The sequence below is a fragment of the Shewanella sp. SR43-4 genome, assembly GCF_014163845.1.
Classification (GTDB): Bacteria; Pseudomonadota; Gammaproteobacteria; order Enterobacterales; family Shewanellaceae; genus Shewanella; species Shewanella vesiculosa.
In genome coordinates, this window is the sequence record NZ_JACJEB010000005.1 from 266,798 (window position 1) to 286,929 (window position 20,132).

Sequence of the window (20,132 nt, forward strand, 5' to 3'; positions counted from 1 at the left end):
GGTAAAAATTTAAATAGCCAAACGTTTGGTGCATATAACAACTTAGTCAAATATTGTGTATGACTTATTGTTAATCTACGCTGCCATCTTGCAATAAAACCAATGCACTACTGCCGATAAGTTGTTCAACGCATTGGCGTCCTTTCTCAGCAAAATGACTCATAGCAACCTCACTCACAACATTAAGCGAATTTAGCTTTTTGATGTTTTGATCATTACTGGCACATAAACTGAAAAACAGTTGTAAAACTGCTTTTCGATCAGGTTGTTGCATCACTTCTCCCCATGATTGCTCTAATACCTCTAGCGAAGAGAAATCGAGTCCTTCAATAAAAAACTGCCCAATACGTTGATCTAAACGCACTAGGAATTCTGTTTTACGAGGAAAGTGATGACTAATACCCGTACGACTGATCCCGGTGGCAGCAGACAACGTGGTATACGACATCGCCTCAAAACCAATCGTGAGTATTTGTTTAAAGGCTTCATCTAAAATTTGGTTAACGGTTAACTCAGTTTCAACTCGCGAACGTTTGGCCATAAACTTGGTCTCTCTAATTATTTTTGGTGCAAGAGCTTACCAGACCAAACTAGAAAATTCTGCTATGAATTAGCAAATTTACAACATATTTAACCGTACAATATCCAGATAGACAGGATAAAACAGAACATTATCGCGATAACGATTTATTTACCTCTTTAAAATCAAAGGTTATTAGAAAACACTATAGAATGAACTGCATACGGTAAAAAATAGGCGCAATAAGCGTTTACAAACTACTTTACCGTTGAGAATTGATTTTTCAACCATCGCTGGGATTCAGCCTTACCCATTAAACGATCCAAAGTCGGTGACAACACTTGGATGAGTTCGGGCTGACGCCAAAATATATACCCAGGTAGAGACTGAACTGCGCTAAAAGTACGTTGGACCAAGCTAGAAAACTCGCCCATGTCACGCGTAGACCATAGCGGCATTAATGGATAAACTGCGGTGATAAAATCTTCATAGCGAGTAAAATCGAGCAATTGCTGGGCATTATAATGGCTGAGCACTATTTGAAGTTGTGGTGCACTCCAATGTGACAAATTACCGCTGTCATTAATAAGTGCCAGATTACGTCGATGAAACTGCTGCCAAGCTAAATCGAGCTGATGATAATGCTGCGCAATCTGCCACAGAAGGTACAAATCGGCTAGCCACTCATGCTGATATTCGCTTAAAGAGGAAGGTAAAATAGTGCCTTGCAAGGTAATATTATATAAATGACCTATTTCATGCCACAAGGTTAATTGGGCTTGTTTCACTAATGGCAACTGATAAGTGACTAGACCAATAGAGCCACTCTGCTCGAGCATGTCTCTAGCACGATTAATCACAATAACCCCTGCTACAGTGTCATGTTCAGCAACCAGTACCATCGCACTTTTACGCCCAATCGCGCGGCGAATATTGGCAACAGAAAAAGCTGTTTGTTGTTGTAATGAAGCAGGGAGTAACTCAACACACAACTCAAGGGCAGGTAAATAACACACGAGTGCTTGTTTGGAGGCGACGGGGGAAAAATAAGCTTGACGAATCGTCTGATCCGCCAAACTATCTACTGCACTGATCTGAGTGGTGATGACAGGGTCTATCGCCACAGATTGACTGATACTTGACTGGCCGGCATTAACAAAGTGACAAACCAATAACATTGCGCAAGCAAGGCTACAGCTTAATAACTTGAGGAATGCCCCTTGCCAGTATCTAAGCATCGACTACTTTTGTGACATAATATTTTGAATAATGGCAGTAGTGGACACCCCATCTTCAAATCCAAGCACCTCAACCTTACCGCCAGCGGCAATGACTTCCGCCCCGCCCGCAATGTCTTCCACTTTATAATCGCCACCTTTAACCAATGCATCGGGTAACAAGCGCGCAATAATCCGTTGTGGTGTATCTTCAGAGAATGGCACAACCCAATCTGCCGATGCGAGTCCCGCTAACACAGCCATGCGACGATCAACAGGGTTAACCGGACGTCCTGGGCCTTTTAAGCGTGTTACCGAGCTATCATCATTCACAGCCACGATAAGACGATCGCCCAAGGCTTTGGCTTGTTGTAAATAGCTCACATGGCCAGCATGGAGAATATCAAAACACCCATTGGTCATGACAATGCGCTCACCGCGTAAACGGGCCTGATCCATGGCATAAGCTAATTGATCTTCAGTCATTACGCCAAAGCCAGACTCGCCATGATTAAGCGCCAGTGCCTGAATCAGTTCAATACGGCTTACCGTTGATGTACCTAACTTACCCACAACCACACCTGCTGCAGTATTGGCAATCGCGCAAGCTTGCGCCAAAGTTGCACCTGCGGCAATCGAAGTTGCTAAAGCAGAAATCACCGTATCACCAGCCCCCGTAACATCGTGAACCTCACGGGCAACGGTTGGGATGTGCAATTCTGGTTGGTCTTGCGACACTAACGTCATCCCCTTTTCTGAACGGGTCACTAAAATCGCGCCAAAATCGTGTAACTTAATCAGTTTTTGGGCTTTTTCGATTAAATCATCTTCGCTAGTAACGCTACCAACAACCGCTTCAAACTCACTCATGTTTGGCGTAATTAATGATGCGCCATGATAACGGGCAAAATCATGTCCCTTAGGGTCAACTAAAACGGTTACCCCTTTAGCACGAGCTTTAGCGATAAACTCTTTCGGTTCATCGATAGCACCTTTGGCGTAATCTGACAGCACCAATACGTCAATATTATCTAAAATGACTTCGCTTTGAGCGAATAATGCTTGGCTCGTGGCTTTATCAAATTGCTCTTCAAAATCTAAGCGGATCAACTGCTGATTACGTGACAATACGCGCAATTTAGTAATCGTCGGCTTGTCTGCTACCGTTAACCACTGCGGTTCAACGCCAAACACTTTTACCCCTTGGGTTAATGCTTGTGCGGTTTCATCTTGACCGACAATGCCCGCTAACTGGACATGTCCACCTAATGTCGCAATGTTTAATGCCACGTTGGCGGCGCCGCCGGGTCTATCTTCAATTTGATTAATTTTAACAACAGGTACAGGGGCTTCGGGTGAAATGCGTCCCGTAGGGCCTACCCAATAGCGATCTAACATCACATCGCCAATCACTAAAACGCGCGCATTTTCAAAAGCTGGGAGAGAAACCTTCATGGTGTATTCGCTGTCTTGTAAAATTTAACCGTGATTGTACCTAATTTTCATCAAAATATGAGGTAGAATAACAAATAATTTTTGTGAACTAGACGAGTTGTCCGTGGTCGAGAAAGCCGAATTTTCTTCTGATTTATATCATCCTAAACACTGGCCTATGTGGTTTGGCGTCGGTTTAATGCGTTTAACTTTGCTATTACCTCTGTCTTGGCAAATGAAAATCGGCCGTGGTATTGGTCGATTAGTCATGAAAGTGGCAGCCGGAAGAACCCACACCGCTAAGCGTAATATCGATTTATGCTTTCCAGATATGAGCGATGCTGACAAACAGCAACTGCTTGAACGGACTTTTGAAGAAACCGGTAAAGCGGTATTTGACACCATTAACGCATGGTGGTGGTCAAACGAACGCGTGCAACAACACATGACTATTAAAGGCACTGAGCATGTTAGCCAAAGTTTAGACAATGGCAAAGGGGTGATTTTATTTGCAGTGCATTGTTTACCACTTGAAATGGGCGCGCGAATATTTGGCCAGTTTGCTCCGGGAATTGGCGTGTATCGTCCACATAACAATCCGGTGATGGAATACTTACAAGTTAAAGGTCGCTTACGTTCAAACAAAGGCTTAGTGCCTAAACGTGACGTTCGACAAATGATCCGCAGTTTGCGCAGTCCTGATGTTATTTGGTACACCGCCGATCAAGATTTTGGTCGTTCGAGCGCCGTATTTATCCCCTTTTTTGGCGTACCCGATGCCGCCACAATTACAGGCGCAACGTCACTGGCAAGACTCGGTAAAGCCAATGTGGTGCCTTTTTTTGTTGAACGTAATAGCGATGATAAAGGCTACACCCTTGAAATCATGCCGCCTTTAGAGAATTTCCCTGGCGACAATGAAACAGACGACGCCATTCGTGGTAACCAGATTATTGAACAGCTGATTAGCCGCAACAAAGCTCAATATATGTGGCTACATCGTCGTTTTAAAACTCGTCCAACCGAAGACACCCCATCGTTATATGACTGATGTGAGTTAATTGAGTGAGATGTTTGCTTATAAAGCGCCTTTGGGCGCTTTTTTTATCGACTCATTATGCCATGGGTTATCTCAAGGCCATCTTAATAACCGCACTTAGGCACAATGAGTACTCCCCCCAGACAAATAGCCCTCCAAGCATCACGCCCATAAAATCAATCTAGATTTTGTCGTGCAGCTAAATAGGCTAAAAACCTCAACCCTCTCGAGTCAACGCTCACGTTTAGGGGACTAATATAGTGTGAGCAAACCGAACAATAATGACGATTAAAATATTCTTATTGAAACCGTTAAGACGACAGATTAGAGTTTAGCCAGTGTGTTTAGCTTTCTAAAGGATTATATGATTGCAGCAATTATAGGTGCGACGGGGTTAGTAGGTAATGCCTTGTTAACTCGCATCATTGAAAGTGAACAGTACAGTAAAGTTTTGGTCATTGGCCGTTCGGAACCAAATTTAGTAGAACACCAATTTGGTGAGCAAAAGGTGCAGTTTATTAGCTGCCAACTTGATGAGTTACATGAGCTTACCTTGGACGAAAAAGTTGATCATGCATTTTGCTGTTTGGGCACCACAATCAAACAAGCTGGCAGTGAAGAGGCCTTTATACAAGTCGATAAATTAGCCGTAGTAGCGTTTGCGAAACTCTGCCAAGCACAAGCGAATCCTGCGCTTAAATTTATGGTGGTAACCGCATTGGGCGCGGACGCTAAATCAACTGTGTTTTATAATCGAATTAAAGGTGAAGTAGAGCAAGCACTGAAGGCATTATCTTTACCCGTTCTGAATATTTTTCAACCGAGCTTATTATTAGGACCGCGAACGAATAGGCGTTTACTGGAAGATATTGGCCAAACCATTTTTGGTGGCCTATCATTTTTATTTATCGGACCTCTTCGTCAATATCAACCCATTGATGCGAAAATGGTCGCAGAGTCGATGTATCAGGTCGCGTTAAAGCCTCAGGTCGCCCCTGCGACTCAGATCATCAATAATGCCATGATGCATCGTTATTAAGACTACTCTCGACAACTAGGTACGTTTATGACAAGTTAATACACATGTTGTTCAATGTTAATAACGTAACGGGTAAAGATAACCATAACGTAAGGAGAATGAGCATGAGTGATGATAACGATTTAACCTTAAATGAAGTCTGTGAAATACTCGACAAAAGCCCTACTACGATTAAGCGTTATGCTCGCGAAAATTTACTGCTTACTGAACAAAACGGTAACGTACTTAGTTTTAGCAAAGCCGAGGTGATGCGTTTAGCATGTTCTGAACGATAATCCTTTGTTTACCTCTATGACTAAAAATCCCCAAACTGTTAAAACAGTATGGGGATTTTTATTAGCGCGTTAATATGAGTACTCTGTGACTAACGAGATGGTGATTAACGAGTGGGTTATTAAACCAGTCTTTTACGCCACAATCCTGCACAAGATTGCCCCATAAGGCACGCATCACACAACAACTAATCGCCAAAGTCATCAAGTAAGATATTTTCCGACTCAACCCCTAAACTTTCTAGCATGGCTATCACTGATGCGTTCATAATCGGAGGGCCACACATATAAAATTCGCAGTCTTCTGGCGCTTTATGCTGCTTTAAGTAGTTTTCGAATAACACATTATGAATAAAGCCGGTATAACCCGTCCAGTTATCTTCAGGAAGTGGATCAGACAAAGCAACATGCCATACAAAGTTGTCGTTTTCAGCGGCTAGTTGATCAAAGTCTTGCTGATAGAACACTTCACGAGTTGAACGAGCACCATACCAAAAGCTCATTTTGCGCTTAGTTTTGACACTTTTTAGCTGATTAAAAATATGCGACCGCATCGGTGCCATACCAGCACCACCACCAACAAACACCATTTCAGCATCAGTTTCTTTGACAAAAAACTCACCAAATGGGCCAGAAATGGTCACCTTATCGCCCGCTTTTAAATTAAAAATATACGACGACATTTTACCTGGTGCCATACCTGCTTTAGGCGGCGTTGCAATACGCACGTTTAGCATTATCATCCCCTTTTCATCGGGGTAATTGGCCATTGAATAAGCCCGTAATACGTCTTCATCAACGGTAGACACTAAATCAAACAAACCGTACTTAACCCAGTCACCACGATACTCCTCTGGAATATCAAAATCGGCATAACGTACTTCATGAGCCGGTGCTTCAATTTGAATGTAGCCACCTGCTTTAAATAATACCTCTTCACCGTCGGGGATTTTTAATAACAGTTCTTTAATAAATGTCGCTTGGTTATTATTTGAAATAACCTCACATTGCCATTTTTTAACCCCAAAAATTTCTTCATCAACCTCAAGATCCATGTCGGTTCGCACTGTGACTTGGCAAGCCAATCGGCAACCATCTTTGGCTTCTTTTTTAGTAATATGATCAAGTTCAGTTGCTAAAATATCACCACCGCCGGATTTCACTTTCACGCGGCATTGGCCACAAGTACCACCACCACCGCAGGCCGATGGAATAAAAATATTCTGCCCAGATAATGCGCCCAATAGCTTGTCACCCGCAGGAGTTCGTACACTTTTGCTGGCATCACCATTAATGCTGATTGTAATATCATCAGTGTTCACTAACTTACTTTTGGCAGCTAAAATTACCACCACTAGCAAACTTACCACTATGGTAAACATGCCAATACCTATTGCCATTTCCATTAAATAACCCTTCTCTTTACTGCGTTATAACGTAATGCCCGCAAATGACATAAAGCCCAGAGCCATCAAGCCGGTGGTAATAAAGGTGATACCAATACCTTGTAACCCATCAGGAATAGCATGAAACTTCATTCGCTCACGCAATCCCGCTAATAACACAATCGCCATCGCCCAACCCACAGCTGAACCCGCCGCAAATACCACAGACTCAGTAAAGTTATAGTCACGGTTAGCCATAAAAATGACCCCTGCGAAAATGGCACAATTCACCGTTAATAACGGCAAAAAGATCCCCAATGACTGATATAACGTTGGAATATAACGGTCTAAAAACATTTCTAAAATTTGCACTAACGCAGCGATTACCCCAATAAAGGTAATCAACTGTAAATAGCTTAAATTCAGCTCAGGAAACCCAGCCCAAGCTAATGCGCCTGGAGCTAAGATATTGACGTAGATAATTTGGTTTAATGGCACTGCCAGCACCATGACCACAATCACTGCAACGCCTAAACCAAATGCAGTAGAAACCTTTTTCGACACGGCTAAAAAAGTGCACATACCCAAGAAAAATGACAGCGCCATATTGTCGATAAACGCCGCTTGGATAAATAAATTAAGATAGTGTTCCATGCTGTTTCCTTATCCGCGCTTACGCTGAATGATTTTAATGACCCAAATCATCACGCCAATTAAAAAGAACGCGCTGGGTGGTAAAGTGAACATCTCATTGGCAAGATACCAACCGCCATTTTCAATAGTGGTAAATATGCTGTGACCAAACAAACTGCCACGACCCAGAAGCTCACGAATAAACGCTACTCCCATTAAAATTAAGCCATAACCCAAGGCATTGCCCAAGGCATCAAATACGGCTAAGTGAGGAGGATGTTTCATGGCAAAGGCTTCTGCGCGGCCCATAATGATACAGTTAGTGATGATCAAACTGACAAACACCGACAGCTGTTTTGACAATTCATACGCCACATCTTGTAACACCATATCGACAATAATCACCAACGAGGCAATCACCGTCATTTGCGCAATAATCCGTACACTATTAGGAATAAAATTGCGGATACTGGAGATAATCAAGTTAGAAAATACCAACACAAAGGTCACAGCAAGTGTCATGACGAATGCGGTTTGCATCGAATTACTGACCGCTAAAGCCGAACAGACACCTAATACCTGCATTGCCACTGGATTATTAGCAAAAATAGGTGATGTCAGGATCTCGCGAGTTGAAGTGGTATTACTCATTTACTTACCCTCCGCAGCTAACGTGTGTAGATAGGTTTGGTATCCTTCTACGCCAAACCAAAACTCGACTAAGCGCTGAATGCCAACACCTGAACGAGTAGCACCACTTACGCCATCAATACCGTGAATGTCACCGTCTTTGGCGCCGCCTTTAATCACTTTAATGGCAATTTTACCTTTATCATCAAATAGCTTTTTACCTTGCCACAAAGCTAACCACTGTGGGTCGGTAATGAAATCTGCAATACCAGGGGTTTCACCATGTTCATAAAACACGATATTTTCGATAGTGTTTAAGTCGGGTTTTATCGCCATATAACCGTAAATAATCGACCATAAACCTTTGCCATAAATCGGCATAACAATGCTGGCAAGTTGACCATTAGTGTCATACACCTCAAAAATACGAATGTCAGTCGCCATGGTTTTAATTTTGGCGATATCCTTTTTCGGCTTGATAGACGTTTCTGGGTTAATCGATGCCATGCGCTCGTCAAAATCGAGTAAATTGGCTTTTTCAGTGACCTTGCCGGTCGCTAAGTTAACCATCTTAGGTTTCACTCGTTGAGCAAATAACTCACTAAAGTCACCTTGGCTAATGTCGATATCTGCTGCCTTTAACACAAACTGCTGCACTTCTTCACGCTTTTTAGCCAACTTACGCTCTTTTAAGATCTCAACGGTACCTGTGATCATAAATGAGCAAACTAGACTTAAAATGATAATAAAAACCATTGTTCCAGCGATGCTATCTTTCTTAATGGCCATGACGTTTTAGTCTCCGTTTAATATTGGCACGTGCGACTAAGTAGTCGAATAACGGTGCCCATAAATTAGTAAACAAAATAGCCAACATAATGCCCTCGGGCATTTTTGTATTCAGTAAGCGAATAATAATGGTCATAAAACCAATCATAAAACCATAAGCAAACTTGGCTTTACGGGTATATGATGCCGTTACTGGATCGGTGGCCATAAACATCATTCCCAATGCAAAACCACCAGTGACTAAGTGCCATGTCCACGGCATTGCCGCCATCGGATTTCGGCTAGAACCAAAGTAGTTAAACAGCACCACGGTAATGATCATTCCCAGCATCACACCAGCTACCACACGCCAATCAGCTACGCGAGTCAGTAATAAAATACCGCCACCAATTAAAATGGCTAAGGTGCTGGTTTCACCAACCGCGCCTGGGGTAAAGCCTAAAAAGGCATTCCACCAGCTAGTGTCGGTCAACACGCTAAACCAACTCACATCGATAAAGCTTAATTTTTTTGCCGCGGTAAGGGTTAATGTGGTGGCACCAGAAAAGCCATCAACGGCCACAAACTGACCTAACGCCACCACCTCTGTTGGATATGCAAAATAAATAAACGCATAGCCTGCTAACGCAGGGTTTAAAAAGTTATACCCCATGCCACCAAACATTTCTTTGGCCACGACCACCCCAAAACTAAGACCTAAAGCCACAATCCATAAAGGTGTCGATATCGGTAAAATGAGTGAGAACAGTAACGCAGTGATAAAGAAGCCTTCGTGCAGTTCTTGGCGGCGCACTTTGGCAAACACCACTTCCCACATCAAACTGACCACCAACGCCGTTAAGTAAAATGGCACATAAAAACTGGCACCATAGGCGAACAAACTGATCAAGCCTGCGCTTTCTGTGAGTGAGCCGAACAATAAATTGTAAAAGGCAAGTTGCCATACATCCGGCTGTGTTGCCCCGGCAATAATAGCCATTTGAGCTTGCAGACCAATGTTGTACATACCCACTAACATGGCAGGGAATAAACACATGCCCACAATGTGCATAGTACGTTTAACATCAATAGCATCACGAATATGTACATCACCTTTGGTGCTGCGGCCATTGGCGATCCACAACGATCGTAAATAGCTGCGCATCGAGTCGCCATGAGCGTAATAGCTGTCTTGTTTGCTGGGCTTTTTCTGTTGCTGACTCATTAACCTTCCCTCTCGATAATATCTAGGCAAGCACGAAGTTCTTTGCCAAAGTCATATTTTCCTGGGCACACAAAGGTACACAAGGCTAAATCTTCTTCGTCGAGTTCTAATGCGCCAAGCAATTGCGCTTCATCGGTATCTCGCACCACTAAATCGCGTACTAATAAGATGGGTAAAATATCTAATGGCATTACGCGGGCGAGTTGGCCATAGGCCATCATTGCGCGCGGAGATCCACCAGCATGGGTGGTAAAATCGAAGAGTTTTTTGGTATGACTAAAACCTGACATCATGATGCCGGTAAGGGAAAACTTACTGCTATCGTGGCGAACCCAAGGCAACAATTCTTGACGTTCATTTTCAGTCAATACACTGATTTGATTATGGAATCGGCCAAGATAATCATAAACGTCTACCGCGGTATGGCCAGACAACACTGAACCCGACACTATCCGTGATTGTTGTTGATTAATTTCATCTGTAACCCATTCACTGAGTTTGGCGCCCATTTGGGTGCGCACTAGTCGTGGTTTTAACACGTTAGGGCCAGCTAATGCCACGATGCGATCGGTATACAGCTCGCCAGTTAAAAACAGTTTGCCAAAGGCGATCACGTCTTGATAACCCACATGCCATACTTGGCGTTCAATACTGGCGGGTAACAAATAATGAATGTGGGTGCCGACTAATCCGGCCGGATGCACGCCGTTAAAGCGGTGCACACTCACTTTTGATAAGTCGTATTCGCTAGCTGCATCAGCTAATAATGAGGCACCATCGTCTTGGCATAAATACACTTGACCGCTTGTCAAAAACGTTAAGGCAAATAATCCAGCTTGAAAAGCCTGTGCTTGAGTGGCAATGATGACCCGTGGGTCTGGCGCCAGAGGATTAGTATCAACAGCGGTAACAAATATACCAGCAGGAGCGACATCTAATTGAGGTACGCGAGAAAAAGGACGTGTCCGCAACGCGGTCCATAAACCACTGCGAACTAAACCGTCTTTAACGGTTTGATTTGATAGCGCATGAATATCTACTGATCCAAGAATAATGGCAGGATCTTGCTTAGCATCGCAATCAATCACCACCGACTGCAGCACGCGACGGTCTCCGCGATTAATCGCGCAAACAACTCCGCTTGCAGGCGCGGTAAATAATACGCCGGGGGTTTTCTTGTCTTCAAACAGCACTTGGCCTTTGACGACCATATCGCCGACTTCAACCAACATCGTTGGTTTTAAACCCACATATTCCTCACCAATTAACGCAACTTGGGTCGTTTTAGGGGCGTCATCGATTTGCTGCAGCGGTTCTCCAGCAATCGGGATATCAAGTCCGCGCTTAATAGTTATTACTGGATTGGTAACACCAGCCATCACATTCACCATCTAAAAATATTCGATAGCTAATGTTATATGTTTGCAACTACTAATATAGTAACTAAGATCACACTCCGGGCGAGGACTGTAATTTTGAAACATAACTGAATAGCAAAAATGTGAACCCGGTCAATTTATCATTCAGGATAAAACAATTTATGTAATTTTAATGTCAAAATGGTTTGTACATTCAAACTTGGTCACGCGGCTTGGTGGCCACAATCCTAGGCACAAATACTCACCTTCAATCTATGGTCAATTAAGGTATTCCCCTTAACATATTCGCGCAAAACACCAGTAAAATGAAAGAGTATAGTGAATGCCGGATAACATTTAAGCCCAACAATAACCTTACATGAATCAGTTAGATTGCCGTATCAATCGGCCTTGTTCTAACAGGTACACGGCATCCATTTGCTCTAAAGCCGTTAAACGGTGGCTGATCATTAATAGCGTTTTGTGCTGAGCAAAATCGAGTAACACTTTAAGAATCTCACGCTCAGTTCGTTTATCAAGTCCTTCTGTCGGCTCATCTAGTAGTAACAAAGGTGCATCACGTAATAGTGCTCGAGCTACGCCAATTCTGCGCTGTTCGCCACCGGATAATTGCCGGCCGCCTTCACCTATCCAGCAATCTAATGGTGTATCACCTTGCAACAAGGTTTGCAGGCCCACTTTATCTAATACTTCAATAAAACGTTGATCATGGGCTTTTTTGGCTTCGCCTTGTAAGTACGGCAACGCCAAAGCTAAATTGTCACGTAAGGTACCGGAAAACAGATAAATACGTTGGCTTACAACAGTCATTGCTGCCCGTAAATTAATATCGCTATAGTCACTTATTGGTTGACCATCAAGCGTAATCGCTCCCTGCTGCGCCGCCCAATCACGGGTAATCAATCCCAATAAACTTGATTTACCACACCCTGTAGGACCCAAAATAGCAACTTTCTCACCGGCATGAATGCTCAAATCTAAGCCTTGCAACACCGGAGAATGACTATGATAACCAAAGTGAATATCAGTGATCTGCAAGGCCCCATGATAGGCTTGCAAATCACCATTAAGATTAAATACTACACTCGGTGTTTGCTCAGTAATTTCAGTCACCCTTCGCGCGGCAAGTACTGTGCTTGATAAATGTTGAAATGCACCCGCTATCGGCATCATCATTTCAAGGCTGGCCATAGTGGCAAATACCATAAGCGCCATCAAAGGTCCTGGAGGCGAGAGCTCACCCACACCTTGACCAGCAAAATACAACATAAGCACAACGGCAGTGCCATTGATTAATATCAATAACGCTTGGCTTAAGCCAGTGATATTGGCCATCGTCGTTTGCTGGCTAAATAAACTGTGCTGTGCTTGCTCAAGCTTAGCCAAATAGCGCTGATTTGCGCCAAATATACTTAGCTCAGCTTGCCCCTGAATAATATCAAGCAACTCTATTCGATATTGCCTTTGTGCCTGCATTAGTACTTGTCCTGGAGCCTTACCTAAATAATAAAATACCAGTGGTAAGATAAGCCAAGCGGCCAGTAATAAAGCACATAAACTTAAGGCTAAATGGCTATCAAACCATCCAAGAAATACCAACAAAGTGCCAATCATCATCAAGGACGCGGCCATTGGAGTGAGCAGGCGTAAATAGAGGTGATCTAAGGTATCAATATCCGCCACTAAACGATTGAGTAAATCTCCGCGGCGTAAACCTTGTAAGTTAGCCGCACTCAAAGGCAACAATTTATTCCATGCCCAAACACGCAATTGGGTCAACAATTTAAAGGTTGCTTCATGGGTGGCTAAGCGCTCACCATAACGGCTTGCCGTGCGGGCGATAGAGAAAAATCGCACCCCTCCGGCAGGAGTAAAAAAGTTAAACGTTTGCGCGGTTACTACCGTCAACCCCGCTACAGCACTGGCAGATAAAAACCAGCCAGATAATGACAATAAACCAATCCCTGTCAGTAAAGTGATAAATGTGAGTAACAGTCCGACTAACATCATCAACCACTGGCGGCGAAACAAAGCAACAAAAGGGCGTAATACTTGGATAATACTGCGCGGGGTGGCGTCAACGGGTTGCGACATTAGCACACCTCCTGTTGTTGATTAATCATTTGCGACAATAAGCCGTCAACCTGTTGTAAATCATTAACATGGCCTTGTTGCACAACGCATCCTTTCTCCATCACCAAAACACAATTCATACTGTGTAAATCGTCTAATTTATGGGTCACAGTTAATGCCGTTACCGACTGCATCGCGGTATTTAAGGCAGCCAGCACCGATTGCTCACTTTGAGTATCTAAACTGGCTGTGGGTTCATCTAATAAAAATAACTTTGCTGGTTGCGCTAACGCCCGAGCTAAAGCAAAACGCTGCGCTTGGCCTACCGATACGCCAGCACTTTGATCACTAATAACTAAATCGAGCCCTAATGGATGTTGGATAACAAACTCGCTGATATTGGCCTGTTCAAGCAACGCCATAATCTGTTCATCGTTCAATTGTGGGTTGGCCAAAGCAACGTTTTCTCTCACAGTGCCATGAAATAATTGCGGGTCTTGGCCTAACCAAGCCAGATGTTGACGCCATTGCGCCACATTAAGCTGTGATAACTCATGACCATTAATCAGTAATGAGCCTTGATAAGGTAAAAAGCCTAGTAAGGCATTAAGCAAACTGGTTTTACCTGCGCCACTGGGGCCAACTATCGCCCACTGCTCACCAGCTGGTAACGTAAAGGATATCGGCCCTGCTAAACGCTGGCCGTCTAGGCTAAACACTTCAACGCCAATAGCTTGAATACTGATACTGCTAGCAGAAAAAGCCATAGTTTCTGAGGTAGGTTCGACATTAGTAGGTGTACTGACTTGATAATCAAGCAACTCGACCAGCGCTTCAGCAGCACCTATGGCTTGAGCTTTGGCATGATAATGAGTGCCTAAATCACGCAGTGGTTGATAAAACTCTGGCGCTAAAATGAGCACAAACATACCGGTAAATAAACTAATGGGTACGCCATAATGACCAAAATCTAAATGGTCTAAATAACTAAAGCCAAAATACACCGCCAATACCGCAATCGACACCGCAGCAAAGAACTCTAAAACCGCTGAACTCAGAAAAGCCAAGCGTAATACCGACATCGTTCTGGCTCGAAAATCTTCCGAGGCGTGTTCAATATTAACTAACTCAGCCTCACCACGATTAAACAGCTTTAAGGTTTGCAGCCCTTTTAATCGATCCATAAAGTAGCCACTTAAACGCGACAACGCCTGCATATTTTTACGATTGGCATCAGCCGCACCCATGCCAACTAAAATCATAAACAGCGGAATTAATGGCGCGGTAGCCAACAAAATGATCCCCGCGGCCCAATTTAGCGGAAACACGCACACTAATATCAATAAAGGAATAAACCCGGCTAACATCATCTGCGGTAGATATTTAGCATAAAAGTCATGTAAATCTTCAACCTGTTCAAACACTAAGGTTGCCCAAGCACCAGCAGGTTTTCCTTTAATAAATACTGGCCCTAAAGCAACTAACTTATTAAGTACGGCTTGGCGTATGTCTTCACGTAAACGTTTACCGGCCTCAAAGCTTATCCGTTCACGTACTTGTGCTAACAATGCGCGTATCAATAACAAAGCGGTAAGCGCAAAGAACTCACGACTCAATGCAGCGGGAGCGACCATATCAATAATCACCCCCTGCAAAATTTGCGCAATAAATAAGGCTTGCCCCACTATTGCGATGCCATTTAGCACGCCACACAACACAGATAATTTGAGGAAAATACCACAAGAGGATTGCTGACTTTTGAGCCATTTGGCTAATGACTTTTCTAACGACTTGTCCATGAAACTCCGGTAGCGTTATCGATGACCACTTTAAGCACGCAGTATCGCAGTACTGGCGTTGAGTTAACACTTAAAGCAGTGTAAATGTTATCTGATTCACATTTTGCTAATAAAGGCTTATGTAAAGATTAAATTTAGCGACATTGTGGCTAAAACGTATTCCATTCAATAAAGTATATCGTTTAAAAAGAGTCCGATGGATTGCAAGTCAACATAACTATGCTCATCACAAGCATGAGCAATAACATGACACGGCTTACGAGCAAACAGAAGGACTAAATGGTGACGGTAAGTTACTGTGGGTAACCCCGTTTATTGAGCACGACTATTGATCACGACTCTGGCCATATTTTACTAATACGTGCCAAAGTAACTTTAGGTCTTGTCGCTTTTTTGAATGTGCTCCACGCTCACTCCACGAAGCTGGTTTTTTTTGCAATTGATAGGCCGCGCGACCAATAATTTCTGCATTAATTAACTCATCTTCAGCAATGCTTTGAGCCAAAATAGGCATAGCAGCACCACGGAAATCATCGGGTACTTGCGCAACATTGATTTGCCGCCCTTGATGCCAATACAATTCAATTTCGTATTCATGGCACAAAGCAATCAATGAATCACCAATAGCCGTCCCTTTAAAGGAGGGATCCGCCACTAGCATAGCAATATCTTGATCCAGCGATACAGTGCCGTGAATTTGAGCTTCAATATAATGGTCTAAATTCCCACTTGGCACCTTGTCAAAACGGTGGCTCATGTCATCAGTCAAATGCTGACTAAAATAGTCAATCAGCTTACTCGGCTTAAGTCCTGAAATCCCCAACGCATATTGACGCTCAAAACTTTCACTGAGTAATGCCGCTAGAATTGCGTCAAAGCACTTTATGGTGCCCTTTTCTTTAGGCAATCGATAAGAGTCCATGTAACTAAAAGTACATCGTGATAAGACTTGAGGATGAGTGACTAAATAGCAGCTGCCAAAGCGAGGTGCTGGGCCTAGCGGACATAAACCAAAATCTAACGCACCATATTTAGGTCGATGCTTAATGCCAGAATAACAGTGCCCAAATAATTGGTTTTCCCAATGGTCACGAGACCCACCTAACTCGGGTGATAAATGACCATTAGACACGTGGGTTTCAAACTGGCTTTTATACACGCCATCACGAAATAAACCATCAACTACAGTGAGACCTCGGTTATCTATTTGATCGGGATGAAAATGCAATGAGACTCGACTATGTTGCGCCAGCTCACGCATAGCTAGCTGGAGTGATAAGGTTGAAATATTAGACATTAACAGCACATTTTTGATCACGGCATGAGCATGATCTCGCAGCTCATATGCCATTTTCTCTATGTGGGTTTGAGCCGTTAATTTCATCAGTAAAAGACACCTTATGGTAAACCAGCTCAGCTAAGTCGCTGAATATATTTAATACAAAACGAGTGATGATTTTATTGTATGTAATAAGTCGACTTTTAGCACTGATCCAAGTGTGAAGATTAACACGATTTCATTAAATCGCTGTATTTCGACATCAAAATCGACGCGTTTTAACGATTAAATAGCCCATTATGAGTCGCTTTATGAGGGGATATATCGCTGGCCACGCAGGGATTTGATAGCACTTATAACGGTTTTCAGGTAAGCTTCACGGCCGCCGTTAATGGCTACCTTTTATTCAAAGCAACAATGCGTTGCCCAAAGAGATTTTTCTATGAGTTTTTCCTCACTTGGTCTGAATGCTGCTATTTTAAAAGCGGTTGAAAAACAAGGTTACGACACCCCCTCTCCAATTCAAGCACAAGCAATACCAGCAGTTTTAGCCGGCCAAGATGTTATGGCAGCAGCACAAACAGGGACAGGAAAAACAGCTGGTTTTACCCTGCCAATTTTAGAACTATTATCTAAAGGTGAACGCGCGCAACGTGGTCAAGTCCGTGCATTAGTGTTAACACCTACCCGCGAGCTTGCCGCACAAGTACAAGAAAGCGTCGCAACTTACGGCATCAACTTACCGCTCAAATCGGCGGTAGTATTTGGTGGTGTGTCTATCGTGCCACAATTAGCTGCGCTCAGAAACGGAGTTGACATTTTAGTGGCAACGCCAGGTCGTTTACTCGACTTATGCCAGCAAAAAGCCATTAGCTTCAGCAAATTAGAAATTTTGGTGTTAGACGAAGCAGACCGCATGCTCGACATGGGCTTTATTCGCGATATCAAAAAGGTATTGGCACTATTACCTGCCAAACGCCAAAACTTAATGTTTTCAGCTACATTTTCGAATGAAATTCGTGAGTTGGCGAAAGGTCTAGTTAACAATCCAGTCGAAATTTCAGTCACGCCGCGTAATGCCACGGCAAACACTGTGACTCAATGTGTGTATCCAGTAGATAAAACGCGTAAATCACTGGCACTAATTGAACTGATTAAAACCAATGATTGGAAACAAGTGTTAGTGTTTTCTCGTACCAAACATGGTGCTAACCGTTTAGCCAAAAGCCTGGACGCTGCGGGCATTAAAGCCGCTGCCATACATGGTAATAAAAGCCAAACAGCACGCACTAAAGCCTTGGCTGATTTTAAAGCCGGCGCGGTGCAAGTGATGGTCGCGACCGATATTGCTGCCCGTGGTATAGATATCGATCAACTGCCATTTGTGGTTAACTTTGACTTACCGAACGTACCTGAAGATTATGTGCATCGTATTGGCCGTACTGGCCGTGCAGGTTCAACAGGTCAAGCAGTATCATTAGTCGGCCTTGAAGAAGTTAAGCTACTGCATGATATCGAACGATTAATTAATCGTGTCATTGAGCGTAAGCAACTTGCTGGTTTTGAAGCGCCGTTTACTATCCCAGAAGCAGGTAGCAGATCTGGCGGCAGTGGAGCCAAAAAGCCCAACCCGAACCGCAGTAAGCATGCTCAACAACATGCCAATGACGGCACTCAAGCTGAAAAACCTGCACGTAACCACGATTCTCGCCAGCAATCTCGTGGACAAGATAAGCCTGTAGATCCTAAAGCTGCAGCAAGAGCCAATGGTAATAAGCCACCACAGCGTAATCGTCCACCACGTCGCAGTGGTACTGCACCAGTCACATCTGCAAGCAGTAATCCTTATGCCAACGCTAAAGTAAAAAGCTAATTCGTTAACCGCTAACTTGCGATAAACATAAAAAAACCGGTGAACATTGTTCACCGGTTTTTTATTATTCATTGATAACCCAATTGAATCTCACGGATAGCAATTACACAAAATTGGGTTATCAGTTGTACGTTTTAAGCGATTCGTTTTAAGTGCAGCCGTTACATAAACCAAGCTCGGTAGCTACGGCCTTTTAACTTACCTTTACTGATAATGTTTAATGCTTGCTTAGACACATTACTTTTTACAGCAAAGTACGCACGAATGTCAGTCACTTTAATTTTACCGATATCGTTAAAATCTAACCCATTACCACCGGTTAATGCACCAACAATGTCACCTGGACGAATTTTTTGCTTTTTACCGGCTTCAATTTGAATTGTAACCATTTCAGCAGCAAGCGGTTGCTTGTTTAACGCACTCATTGGCGGTAAAGGCTCGCTGACCACGTCTTTATTCATGGCTTCTTCAATCATCGCCATTTTGTAACCATCTTCTTCACCAAAGAAAGTATAAGCGCTGCCCGAACTGCCTGCACGGCCAGTACGACCAATACGGTGAATATGCACTTCGGTATCGTAGGCAATATGATAATTAAATACCGCATCTAATTCATCAATGTCCAAACCACGTGCCGCGACGTCAGTGGCCACTAAAATGCGCGCACTACGATTAGCAAATTGGAGTAACATTTGATCACGATCCCGTTGCTCTAAGTCGCCATGCAATGCTAATACACTAAAGCCAAACTCATGCAATGAGTCAGCCACTTGTTGGGTTTCACGCTTGGTATTACAAAACACCACAGAGCTTTCTGGCTGCTTATCCAGTAACAATAAACGCAATGCTTCAAGACGACCTTGGCTATCTTCAATACGGTAGAAATGCTGATCAATCGTTAAGTTGTCGTGCTTAGCCTCAACTTTAACCATTACTGGGTTATACATAATTTGATCGGCAATCGACTTAATTTGATCAGGGAAAGTCGCGCTAAACAATAACGTTTGACGCTCACGCGGCGCGGCAGCAATAATTTGATCAATATGCTGTTGAAAACCCATTTCTAGCATGCGATCCGCTTCATCTAAAATCAGCGTATCCATGTTGCTTAAATCTAAACGGTTACGATCTAAATGATCGACAATCCGCCCCGGCGTGCCGACAATAATATGCGCGCCATGTTCTAGTGAACCCACTTGCGGCCCCATTGGAACACCACCACAAAGCGTAAGCACTTTTACGTTATGAATACCACGAGCTAAGGTACGGATTTCTTTAGCGACTTGATCGGCTAATTCGCGTGTTGGACACAACACCATAGTTTGGATACGAAAGCGTTTTACATCCAACTTATTCAAAAGCCCTAAACCAAAAGCGGCAGTTTTACCCGAGCCAGTCATCGCTTGACCAATAACATCTTCACCAGCCAAAATCGGCGGTAAGCTCTCGGCTTGGATCTGAGTCATCGATTCAAAACCCATAGTTTGGAGGTTTTCAAGCAATTCAGGTTTTAAATTAAGTGATGCGAAAGCCGGGTTAACGACTTGTTCTGTAGACTGACTCAAGG

17 protein-coding genes are annotated in these 20,132 nt (G+C 43.4%); 4 read left to right on the forward strand and 13 right to left on the reverse strand.

Annotated elements, in window-relative coordinates:
* Positions 1-70: 70 nt before the first annotated feature.
* From H5123_RS07835 to hldE, 3 genes are all read right to left on the reverse strand, one after another.
* The gene (locus H5123_RS07835) at positions 71-541 is read right to left on the reverse strand and encodes a TetR/AcrR family transcriptional regulator (protein WP_182697594.1); all 471 of its coding nucleotides are present in this window, start codon (positions 539-541) and stop codon (positions 71-73) included.
* 236 nt (positions 542-777) lie between these two features.
* Positions 778-1,758, reverse strand: coding sequence for a hypothetical protein (locus tag H5123_RS07840; RefSeq protein WP_182697595.1), 981 nt, complete (start codon positions 1,756-1,758; stop codon positions 778-780).
* 3 nt (positions 1,759-1,761) lie between these two features.
* Complete coding sequence (gene hldE, locus H5123_RS07845; RefSeq protein ID WP_182697596.1) at positions 1,762-3,192, reverse strand: bifunctional D-glycero-beta-D-manno-heptose-7-phosphate kinase/D-glycero-beta-D-manno-heptose 1-phosphate adenylyltransferase HldE; 1,431 nt, start codon at positions 3,190-3,192, stop codon at positions 1,762-1,764.
* Between the two features lie 103 nt (positions 3,193-3,295).
* Between hldE and H5123_RS07850 the strand changes: the two genes are divergently transcribed.
* The 3 genes from H5123_RS07850 (at position 3,296) to H5123_RS07860 (ending at position 5,524) form a co-directional block, all read left to right on the forward strand.
* Positions 3,296-4,222: an LpxL/LpxP family Kdo(2)-lipid IV(A) lauroyl/palmitoleoyl acyltransferase gene (locus H5123_RS07850; protein WP_182697597.1), complete on the forward strand. Its 927-nt coding sequence runs from the start codon at positions 3,296-3,298 to the stop codon at positions 4,220-4,222.
* 352 nt (positions 4,223-4,574) lie between these two features.
* On the forward strand, positions 4,575-5,249 hold the full coding sequence (locus H5123_RS07855; RefSeq protein ID WP_182697598.1) for a nucleoside-diphosphate sugar epimerase: 675 nt from the start codon (positions 4,575-4,577) through the stop codon (positions 5,247-5,249).
* 104 nt (positions 5,250-5,353) lie between these two features.
* The gene (locus tag H5123_RS07860; protein ID WP_124015416.1) at positions 5,354-5,524 is read left to right on the forward strand and encodes a helix-turn-helix domain-containing protein; all 171 of its coding nucleotides are present in this window, start codon (positions 5,354-5,356) and stop codon (positions 5,522-5,524) included.
* 185 nt (positions 5,525-5,709) lie between these two features.
* Here H5123_RS07860 and nqrF read toward each other — a convergent pair whose 3' ends face one another.
* The 9 genes from nqrF to H5123_RS07905 all read right to left on the reverse strand — a co-directional run bounded on the left by nqrF (position 5,710) and on the right by H5123_RS07905 (position 16,797).
* The gene (nqrF, locus tag H5123_RS07865) at positions 5,710-6,927 is read right to left on the reverse strand and encodes an NADH:ubiquinone reductase (Na(+)-transporting) subunit F (RefSeq protein ID WP_124015415.1); all 1,218 of its coding nucleotides are present in this window, start codon (positions 6,925-6,927) and stop codon (positions 5,710-5,712) included.
* A gap of 24 nt (positions 6,928-6,951) precedes the next feature.
* On the reverse strand, positions 6,952-7,560 hold the full coding sequence (gene nqrE, locus H5123_RS07870; protein ID WP_124015414.1) for an NADH:ubiquinone reductase (Na(+)-transporting) subunit E: 609 nt from the start codon (positions 7,558-7,560) through the stop codon (positions 6,952-6,954).
* A 9-nt stretch (positions 7,561-7,569) separates the two neighbouring features.
* Positions 7,570-8,190, reverse strand: a complete 621-nt coding sequence (locus H5123_RS07875; RefSeq protein WP_124015413.1) for an NADH:ubiquinone reductase (Na(+)-transporting) subunit D — start codon at positions 8,188-8,190, stop codon at positions 7,570-7,572.
* Positions 8,191-8,958, reverse strand: coding sequence for a Na(+)-translocating NADH-quinone reductase subunit C (locus tag H5123_RS07880; RefSeq protein ID WP_182697599.1), 768 nt, complete (start codon positions 8,956-8,958; stop codon positions 8,191-8,193).
* Positions 8,948-10,162: an NADH:ubiquinone reductase (Na(+)-transporting) subunit B gene (locus tag H5123_RS07885; RefSeq protein WP_182697600.1), complete on the reverse strand. Its 1,215-nt coding sequence runs from the start codon at positions 10,160-10,162 to the stop codon at positions 8,948-8,950. Before H5123_RS07885 ends, H5123_RS07880 begins: the two co-directional genes overlap by 11 nt.
* Positions 10,162-11,541 (reverse strand): Na(+)-translocating NADH-quinone reductase subunit A, encoded by a 1,380-nt coding sequence (locus H5123_RS07890; protein ID WP_182697601.1) that lies wholly within the window; start codon positions 11,539-11,541, stop codon positions 10,162-10,164. The genes H5123_RS07885 and H5123_RS07890 overlap by 1 nt, the downstream gene beginning before the upstream one ends.
* A 363-nt stretch (positions 11,542-11,904) precedes the next feature.
* Entirely contained in the window at positions 11,905-13,599 is a 1,695-nt protein-coding gene (locus H5123_RS07895) for a heme ABC transporter ATP-binding protein/permease CydC (protein ID WP_182697638.1), read from the reverse strand.
* Positions 13,600-13,634: 35 nt separating this feature from the next.
* Positions 13,635-15,413 carry a heme ABC transporter permease/ATP-binding protein CydD gene (locus H5123_RS07900; protein ID WP_182697602.1) on the reverse strand — a complete coding sequence of 593 codons (1,779 nt, stop codon included), beginning with the start codon at positions 15,411-15,413 and terminating at the stop codon, positions 13,635-13,637.
* Positions 15,414-15,738: 325 nt separating this feature from the next.
* Entirely contained in the window at positions 15,739-16,797 is a 1,059-nt protein-coding gene (locus tag H5123_RS07905) for a DUF3626 domain-containing protein (RefSeq protein ID WP_182697603.1), read from the reverse strand.
* A gap of 337 nt (positions 16,798-17,134) precedes the next feature.
* On the opposite strand from H5123_RS07905, the gene H5123_RS07910 reads away from it, so the two are divergent.
* The gene (locus tag H5123_RS07910) at positions 17,135-18,565 is read left to right on the forward strand and encodes a DEAD/DEAH box helicase (RefSeq protein WP_124015407.1); all 1,431 of its coding nucleotides are present in this window, start codon (positions 17,135-17,137) and stop codon (positions 18,563-18,565) included.
* A gap of 161 nt (positions 18,566-18,726) precedes the next feature.
* On the opposite strand, the gene dbpA is transcribed toward H5123_RS07910, so the two are convergent.
* Entirely contained in the window at positions 18,727-20,130 is a 1,404-nt protein-coding gene (gene dbpA / locus H5123_RS07915) for an ATP-dependent RNA helicase DbpA (RefSeq protein ID WP_182697604.1), read from the reverse strand.
* Positions 20,131-20,132 lie beyond the last annotated feature (2 nt).